This window comes from Phenylobacterium sp. (assembly GCF_036963605.1).
In the GTDB taxonomy this organism is placed as follows: domain Bacteria; phylum Pseudomonadota; class Alphaproteobacteria; order Caulobacterales; family Caulobacteraceae; genus Phenylobacterium.
Map to the genome: position 1 here is coordinate 23,196 of NZ_JBALUY010000041.1, position 7,521 is coordinate 30,716.

Consider the following 7,521-nt stretch of genomic DNA (forward strand, 5'->3'; position numbering starts at 1 on the left):
TCAGGCCTCGCTCGCCTGGGCGCGGGCCTTGGCGGCGGCGCGTCCGCGGGGACCCAGGAAGTACTCCTGAATCCAGGGGTGGTCGGAGGTCTCCAGTTCAGCCACCGGAGCCTGGACGACCACCTTCTTGTCGGCGACCACGGCGACGCGGTCGGTGATCGCATAGAGGCTGTCGAGGTCGTGGGTGATCATGAAGACCGTAAGGTGAAGGCTGTCGGAAAGGTCGCGGATCAGTTCGTCGAAGGCGCCGGCCCCGATAGGGTCCAGGCCCGCCGTGGGTTCGTCCAGAAAGAGCAGGTCGGGGTCGAGCGCAAGGGCTCGGGCCAGGGCCGCGCGCTTGCGCATCCCGCCCGATAGCTCGGCCGGCTTGAGGGCTCCGGCGTCCGGGCGCAGGCCGACCAGAGCGATCTTGAGATCGGCCAGTTCCACCATCTCGCGCGCCGACAGGCGTGTGTGTTCGCGCATGGGCGCCTCGACATTCTCGCGCACGGTCAGGTTTGAGAAGAGAGCGCCGTGCTGGAACAGAACGCCCCAGCGCCGTTCCAGTCCCGCGGCTTCCCGCGTCTTGTCCACTTCCTGACCGAACACCTTGACCGAGCCGCCCTCGGGGGACTTGAGCCCGATGATGGTGTTCAGCAGCACAGACTTGCCGGATCCCGACCCGCCGACCACGGCGACGACCTCGCCCCGGCGGACATTGAGGTCGAGGCCATCATGCACCACGTGGTCGCCGAACTGGGAGCGCAGGCCCGAGACCTCGATGACATAGTCGTTCGCCGGGGCCTCGTCGTCAGGAGCGTCGGCGGGCGCAGGCGTGATGGGGTGGTCCAGGTCGGTCAAATATCCAGCTCCATGTAGAGCAGGGCGAAGACGGCATCGATCATGATGATCGCGAAGATGGCGTGCACCACGGCGGCGGTCACCCGGCGGCCGAGGGATTCCACGTCGCCGCCGACCTCCATGCCCTGGCGACAGCCGATGCCGGCGATGACGATGGCCATGATCGGCGCCTTCGATAGGCCGACCCAGAAGTGGGTGGGGCCCACATATTCCAGGATGCGCTGGAAGAAGAAGTTGGGGCCGATGTCCAGCACGCTCCAGGTGACGGCCAGGCCGCCGCAGAGCCCGGCCAGGGTGGCCACGAAGGTGAGCAGGGGAATGGTCACCAGCAGGGCCATGAAACGCGGAAAGACCAGGGCCTCGAAGGGGTCGACGCCCATGACCTTCATGGCGTCCACCTCCTGGTTCATCTTCATCGAGCCGATCTCGGCGGCGAAGGACGAGGCCGACCGGCCGGCCAGCAGGATGGCCGTGATCAGGATGTTGAATTCCCGCAGCACGGCGACGCCGATCAGTTCGACGGCGAAGACCTGGGCGCCGAACTCGCGCAGCATGTTGGCGCCTAGCAGGCCCACGACGGCGCCGATGAAGAAGGAGGTCACCGCCACGATGGGGATGGCGTCCAGGCCGGCGCGCTCGGCCAGGGAGAAGACAGAGGCCCAGCGGATGCGCAGCGGATTGACGATGCTCTTGCCAAGCACGATCAGCAGGTGACCGGCGAAGACCAGGGTGTCGAAGGCGTCATAGCCGGTGCCGACCACCCCCTTGCCGATCCGCACGGTCATCTCGTGCCAGCCGCGGGGCTCGCGCTTGGGCTCTGCGCGCTTGGCCGCGGCCTCGGCCACCAGCTCGATCAGGCGCTGGTTTTCGGGGCGTGCGTCCACCTTGGCGGGATCCAGGTCGCCGCCGGCCGCACGGATCAGGGCGAAGGCGCCGGCGGTGTCGAGCTTGCCGACCTCGGTCAGATCGAAGCGGCTGGCGGGTTCTCGCTTCAGGGTCTCGCCCAGCCGCCGGCCTTCACGCCCCAGGGCGTTCAGCGTCCAGTCGCCCGTGAGACGGACGGCGCGGTCGGCGCCGTCGCCCGTCAGCTCGAAGGCGGCTGGGGCTTCGTCCGAGGTCGAGACACTACTGATGGCGCTGCTCCGAACACAAGGCCGGCTGAATCGCCGCAAGCCAGAACCCTAACAGAGCCAGCCCCCGGTTCGAACGTCTTATGGCTGAGGTTGTTCCGTCCACAGGTAGCCGCACAAATTTCAATAGCTTGACCACGGATCTCGTCTCGCTTTCGCCCGATTTGACCGTGTAGAGAAGGGCTGTCTGTGGGGCGTCCGCAGGCTGGATTGAAATACCTATCAAGGCTGGGAGCGTTGCGTTGGCCCGCCAACTCGATTTCGTCGGCAAGTCCGGCACGACCTATCGTTACACCGCTCTGGAGGATGACCGTATCCCCCCGACCGCGGGCGCGAACTATGTGATCGCCGAACTGAACCCGGGGGCCGAGGCCCGTGTGCTCTATGCCGGCGAAACCGAAAACGTCATGGGTTCGGATCTGGCCGCCCGGCTCGAGGAGGTCCGCGAGCGTTGGCGTGACGCCGAACTGCTGCTGCGGCTCAATGTCCGCCGCGCAGTGCGACAGGCCGAGCAGGACGACTTGATCGCGGGTCTGGCGCCGCCGCTCAATGATGCGCCGGTGGCGCAGCCCGAGCCTCGCCAGGACGATCTCTCCCCCGAGGTTTGAACTGTTGGCGGGCGCCGCCGCCGGGCAGACTTCGCCCTTGGACGACGCCGCCATTGTCATATTCGGAGCCGCTGTCTGGCCCGGGGGCCGGGCCAGTCCCGCCCTGGCGCGGCGGGTGGGTTACGGGCTGGCCGCCGCCCGCGCCAGGCCGGGTTGTCCCGTCTTCTGTTCGGGCGGCCTTGGCCGGCACGGGCCATCCGAAGCCCGCGTGATGGCCGACCTGCTCCAGGCTGCGGGAGTCGATCCGGGTCGGCTGGTCCTGGACGAGCACAGCTGCGACACCCTTGAGAACGTCATCGCCGCGCTCGGCTTTCTGCGCGCCCGGGGCCTCGGCCGCGCCATCATCTGCACTGACGCCTACCACCTTCCCAGGGTGGCGATGATGCTCGCCCTGCTGGGCGTGAGGAGCGAGCCTGGCCCTATTGGCGCCGGCCGTGGTGGGGCACAGCGAGGCGAATGGTGGCGGATGAGCGCCCGCGAGGTCCTGGCCTACCCCTACGACCTCGCTCTTGTTCTGCTGCGACGGCGGGAGATTCTGGCCCACACGAACTCAATGGGCGAGACCGCCGGAACCTGAACCCGAATCCGCCCCGGGCTCGTCGGTCCCGTCCTCCAACTCGGGCGGACCCTCGGCGGCGTACTGGGCGAGCACCCCATGAAGGCCGAGCAGGGCGTCCTGCGGCACCACCGCATGGAGCCACACCTCGTAGCGCCCGTCAGGGAGGGGGCGGTACTTCAGTTCTGGGGGCTTGCTCATGGGACTGATCCGAATCGCCTTTGAGGAGTCGGCCCGACCCTAGACCACGTGGAGCCTTCAGGGCGCCGGGGCGAGGAGCGCGGCCAGCCAGTCGGACCCGTCCTGCAGGGCGCGGTCAGCCAGGGCGCTGATGGAGACCGCCTCCAGGAAGCTGTGCGAGGCGCCGGCATAGACCTCGGCCCTGACCTTTACGCCTGCGGCGGCGAGGCGGTCAGCCAGGGCCAGGCTCTGGCCCGTCAGGATGTCGCAGGCCGGAATGGTCAGGAACACAGGGGGGAGACCGGCCAGCTCGGCCCGGGCGGGCACGGCCCGCGGATCGGTCCGTTCCGCCGGGTCTGTGAGGTAGGCCGCCCAATAGACGTCCATCTCCTCAGGCGTAAGCATGTAGCCCTGGCCGCCAAAGCGGATCTTGTGCTCGTCATCGATCTCGGTGTCGAAGGCGCCGTAGTGGAGCATCAGGGCCTTCAGAAGGTCGCCCGCGCCGCCGTCCCGCAAGGCTACGGCGCTGGCCAGGGACATGTTGCCGCCGACGGAGTCGCCGCCCATGGCCAGCCGCGAGACATCGCCCGCTGCGCCGACACCGCCGCCGGCGGCCCAGCGGACGGCGGCCAGGCATTGTTCCAAGGCCAGCGGGAACTTGGCTTCCGGCGAAAGAGCGTAGTCGACGCCCACCACCACGACGCCGGCGCGGGCGGCGTATTCACGCATGAGCCGGTCGTGGGTCTCGAGGCTGAACAGCATCCAGCCACCGCCGTGGACATAGATCAGGATCGGCTTGGCCGGCTCGGGCGAGGGATCGTGAATCCGCAGGCGCACAGGGCCGTGGGGGGAGGGCGCGTGCGCCTCGGTGGTGCGATGCATGAGGGGACCACCCGCCCGCCAGGACGCCCGGACCTTTTCGGCCACCTGCCGGGCCTCGGCAGGCGACAGGGCGCGGCCTTGCGCATGGCGGGCATGGTCTTCGCCGGTGCGGGTGATGAACTCCCGCACGGCGTCATCCAGATCGGCGCCGCCCAGCCCTTGGATGCCGCTCATGCTCGTCCTGACCGCTTATGGCGCGCATAGGCGCCTGATTGATGACCTTGCCGCCTGCGAGCCAGGCGTCTGAGGCCGATAGCAGGCTGCCGGCTGGCTCGCCGTCGACCATCGGCCCGTGATCGTCTAGTATGGGCCATATGGAGCGGAGCACACGCGGCGACGATTATCAGCACGTCCCCCGGCCCGTGGCGGTGCTGGTGGACGAGTATCCGCCGCACTTCATGGACCCGCCCCACAGTCACGAGCGGGCGCAACTGCTCTATGCCAGCGCGGGCGTGATGTCGGTGATGACCGACGACACCAGCTTTACGATCCCGCCGCAGCGGGCGGTCTGGATGCCGGCCGGCGTGCGCCACCAGGCGCTTTGCCGGGGTCATGTCTCCCTGCGCACCCTCTATGTGGAGCCCGGCGCCGATGCGCGCCTGCCCGATCGCTGTCAGGTGTTGAAGGTCAGCAACCTGTTGCGGGAGCTGATCCTGGAGGCCTCCGACCTGCCGGTGGAGTACGCCCTCGATGGCCGCGAGGCGCGGATCATGCAGTTGATCCTCGATGAGATCGCCGTGGCCGTGGAGCACCCGGTCCAGGCCCTGCAGGTGCCTATGCCCCAGGACGAGCGGCTGCTTCGAGCTTGCCGCCTCGTCATGGACGCCCCCGGCGACGAGGCCGATCTCGACCATTTCGCCGACCTGTCGGGCATGGGCCGGCGGACCTTCACCCGCGCCTTCCGCCGTGAGACGGGCATCAGCTTCAGCGAATGGCGCCAACAGGTGCGGCTGGCGCACGCCCTGTCGCTGCTCTCCCTGGGCGGGGCGGTCACCACGGTGGCCTTCGACGTGGGCTACAACAGCCCCAGCGCCTTCACCGCCATGTTCCAGCGGGCCTTTGGGGTGGCGCCCAGCCACTATTTCGAAGCCGCGATCGATCATTCTCGGGCGGCGGCGTAGACGTCCATCAGGCGCGCCAGATCCTGTGGGCCATCTTGCTGGAGGTGGGCCATGATGTCGGCGAAGACGTCGTCCCGTTCGTCCTGGCCGAGCTTGAACACCACCCGCCGGGCGCGGATTTCGGCGCGAAAGCCGACCACGCCCCGGGACAGGCCCTCATAGCGCGGCCCTATGTCATCGGTGCGCCATGCCTTGGGGCGACCGGCCTCCATGGTCTCGATCAGGTCGTCCAGGACCGCCCGCGTCGCCTCCGGGCCTTCGTCGAAGGTGATGTCGCACTCGAAGGCGGCGCAGGCATAGTTCCAGGTCGGCGCCTGAGTTCGGTCCGCCATCCAGGAGGGGGACACATAGCCGTGCGGTCCCATGAACAGCATCAACGCCCGGGGCACGGCCCGCAGCCGCGCCACCTGGGGATTGGTTCGGGCGAAGTGTCCAGCGAGCGCAGTGAGTTGGCCAGCTTCGTCCAGCCGCGGCCGAAGTGGCAGGGGCGTCGCCGAGAAGCCCTCGTCGGCGCTGACCACCCAGGCGAAGGGATTGGCGGTGACCAGGGCCAGCACGTCGGCCTCGGATCGCGCGGCGTACTTCTCAGGCGGCGCGTCCATCGAGCCCTCCATTCACGGAGATCTGCGGCCAGTGGGATTTCCAAGGGGCTGAAGCCTCGAGCTCGAAGGCCAGGGCGAGCAGCAGGTCTTCGTGGCCTCTGTCGGCGGCGAACATCAGGCCGAGCGGCAGGCCGTTCCCGTCCCAGGCCAAAGGCAGGGTCATGGCCGGAGTCCCGGCCATGTTCTGCAGGGGGGTGTAACCACACCAGCCGAACATCCTGGCCATCAGCTCGTCGGCGGGGCGGTCGGGCGACATCTCGCCGAGAAGGGGCGGGGGCGCCGACAGCGTCGGGGTCAGCAGGACGTCAAAATCCCCGAAGAAGGCCGCTAGCTGGCGGGGCAGGGCGGCGATCTGGCCGTAGGCGGCTTCCAGGTCGGCATGGCTCAGGCCTGCGGCGATCTCCCCCAGGGCGCGGGTCCAGGGCTCCAGGTTGGCGGCCGGGTCGAGGCCCGCGCCGATGACGGCGTCGACGCAGTCCGCGCCGATATGGCTCCACAGCACCTGCTCGGCCCGCTCGGCGGCGGGGCCGTCGATGCCTGGCCAGGCCGGGCGAATCTCATGGCCCAGGCGGGCGCAGAGATGGATGGCGTCCTCCAGCGCTTTGATCAGGCTCTCGTGGGGCTCGGCGCCGGCCAGGGTGCGGTAGGCATAGGCGATCTTCAGTCGCCGTCGACTGGGTCCCTGGACCGGCCGCGCGAAGTCTGGCCGGGCCAGGGCGAAGCCTGCGGCCACGTCGCGGACGCTGCGCGCCATCAGGCTGTCGCCGACCAGCAGATCCTCGATCACGTGGCGGCCGCGCACCCGGACGGTGGTTCCGCGCCCCGGCTTCAGGCCCGGCAGTCCGCAGGCCGAGGAGGGGATGCGGATCGAACCGGCGCCATCGCTGCCATGAGCCAGCGGGACGAGGCCCGCCGCCACCGCGGCGCCAGCCCCGCCGCTGGAGCCGCCCGGTGAATGGGCCGGTGACCAGGGATTGCGGGTCACAGGCCCGACCAGCGGCTCAGTGACAGGCAGCAGGCCGAACTCCGGCATGGCCGACTTGCCCACGGGCACGAGGCCTGCAGCATCCAGCCGCTGGACATAGGGATGCGCCGCATCGCGGGGCGCCATGCTGCGGCTGGCCGAGCCCGCCCGGCTGGGCAGCCCCGGATAGTCCAGCGAGTCTTTCAGTAGATAGGGCACGCCAGCCAGCGGACCCTCTGGCAGGGGCGCGGCGGCGCGCGAGCGGGCCAGCTCAAACGCAGGCCAGCTCACCGACAGCAACCGGGAATCCAGGGCCTCGATGCGGACGATCGCCGCTTCGGTGAGTTCTGCGGCGGTGACCTCGCCGCGCGCCACCAGGGCGGCCTGATCATGGGCGTCGAGGCGGCCGATGGCGAAGGCGTCATCCCGTCTTATGCTGACCATACGAGGCTCTGCTCGGCGAAGGCCCAGAAGCGGCCCATCTGCTTGAACTGGGACGAGAGGCCGCCTGCCGCCTGGTGGCCCGCCGCCATGTCCGTCAGGAAGAGGATCGGGCCGCCGCCGGTGGCCTGCGCGCGGATCTCGGCGACCCACTTGCCCGGCTCCCAATAGCTGACCCGCGGATCGCGGACGCCAGC

General features: G+C 69.2%; 10 protein-coding genes. 3 read left to right on the plus strand and 7 right to left on the minus strand.

What is annotated here, in order from left to right; genetic code table 11:
- Positions 1–840: an ABC transporter ATP-binding protein gene (locus tag V7702_RS09565; protein ID WP_442958409.1), complete on the minus strand. Its 840-nt coding sequence runs from the start codon at positions 838–840 to the stop codon at positions 1–3.
- Entirely contained in the window at positions 837–1,973 is a 1,137-nt protein-coding gene (locus V7702_RS09570; RefSeq protein ID WP_442958410.1) for an MlaE family lipid ABC transporter permease subunit, read from the minus strand. Before V7702_RS09570 ends, V7702_RS09565 begins: the two co-directional genes overlap by 4 nt.
- Before the next feature lie 239 nt (positions 1,974–2,212).
- Between V7702_RS09570 and V7702_RS09575 the strand changes: the two genes are divergently transcribed.
- Both V7702_RS09575 and V7702_RS09580 read left to right on the plus strand, forming a co-directional pair.
- Positions 2,213–2,578, plus strand: a complete 366-nt coding sequence (locus tag V7702_RS09575; protein WP_335649885.1) for a hypothetical protein — start codon at positions 2,213–2,215, stop codon at positions 2,576–2,578.
- A complete protein-coding gene (locus V7702_RS09580) occupies positions 2,523–3,155 on the plus strand; it encodes a YdcF family protein (RefSeq protein WP_335649893.1) in 633 nt (210 codons plus the stop codon). The genes V7702_RS09575 and V7702_RS09580 overlap by 56 nt, the downstream gene beginning before the upstream one ends.
- Here V7702_RS09580 and V7702_RS09585 read toward each other — a convergent pair.
- Both V7702_RS09585 and V7702_RS09590 read right to left on the minus strand, forming a co-directional pair.
- Positions 3,129–3,335, minus strand: a complete 207-nt coding sequence (locus V7702_RS09585; protein ID WP_335649886.1) for a hypothetical protein — start codon at positions 3,333–3,335, stop codon at positions 3,129–3,131. The two genes, V7702_RS09580 and V7702_RS09585, sit on opposite strands and share 27 nt — an antisense overlap.
- Positions 3,336–3,392: 57 nt before the next feature.
- Positions 3,393–4,370 carry an alpha/beta hydrolase fold domain-containing protein gene (locus V7702_RS09590; protein WP_335649887.1) on the minus strand — a complete coding sequence of 326 codons (978 nt, stop codon included), beginning with the start codon at positions 4,368–4,370 and terminating at the stop codon, positions 3,393–3,395.
- Positions 4,371–4,510: 140 nt separating this feature from the next.
- On the opposite strand from V7702_RS09590, the gene V7702_RS09595 reads away from it, so the two are divergent.
- Entirely contained in the window at positions 4,511–5,317 is an 807-nt protein-coding gene (locus tag V7702_RS09595) for a helix-turn-helix transcriptional regulator (protein WP_335649888.1), read from the plus strand.
- Here V7702_RS09595 and V7702_RS09600 read toward each other — a convergent pair.
- The 3 genes from V7702_RS09600 to V7702_RS09610 form a co-directional block, all read right to left on the minus strand.
- On the minus strand, positions 5,296–5,919 hold the full coding sequence (locus tag V7702_RS09600; protein WP_335649889.1) for an FMN-binding negative transcriptional regulator: 624 nt from the start codon (positions 5,917–5,919) through the stop codon (positions 5,296–5,298). The two genes, V7702_RS09595 and V7702_RS09600, sit on opposite strands and share 22 nt — an antisense overlap.
- A complete protein-coding gene (locus tag V7702_RS09605; RefSeq protein WP_335649890.1) occupies positions 5,903–7,327 on the minus strand; it encodes an amidase family protein in 1,425 nt (474 codons plus the stop codon). Before V7702_RS09605 ends, V7702_RS09600 begins: the two co-directional genes overlap by 17 nt.
- Positions 7,315–7,521: prolyl oligopeptidase family serine peptidase (locus V7702_RS09610; protein ID WP_335649891.1), on the minus strand; the 207-nt coding region annotated here is incomplete at its 5' end. The genes V7702_RS09605 and V7702_RS09610, both read right to left, overlap by 13 nt.

Bases quoted from the DNA above. Each gene is read 5' to 3' on its own strand.
- V7702_RS09580 (WP_335649893.1), top strand. From the start codon at position 2,523: ATGCGCCGGTGGCGCAGCCCGAGCCTCGCCAGGACGATCTCTCCCCCG.
- V7702_RS09585 (WP_335649886.1), bottom strand. From the start codon at position 3,335: ATGAGCAAGCCCCCAGAACTGAAGTACCGCCCCCTCCCTGACGGGCGC.
- V7702_RS09590 (WP_335649887.1), bottom strand. From the start codon at position 4,370: ATGAGCGGCATCCAAGGGCTGGGCGGCGCCGATCTGGATGACGCCGTG.
- V7702_RS09595 (WP_335649888.1), top strand. From the start codon at position 4,511: ATGGAGCGGAGCACACGCGGCGACGATTATCAGCACGTCCCCCGGCCC.
- V7702_RS09600 (WP_335649889.1), bottom strand. From the start codon at position 5,919: ATGGACGCGCCGCCTGAGAAGTACGCCGCGCGATCCGAGGCCGACGTG.
- V7702_RS09605 (WP_335649890.1), bottom strand. From the start codon at position 7,327: ATGGTCAGCATAAGACGGGATGACGCCTTCGCCATCGGCCGCCTCGAC.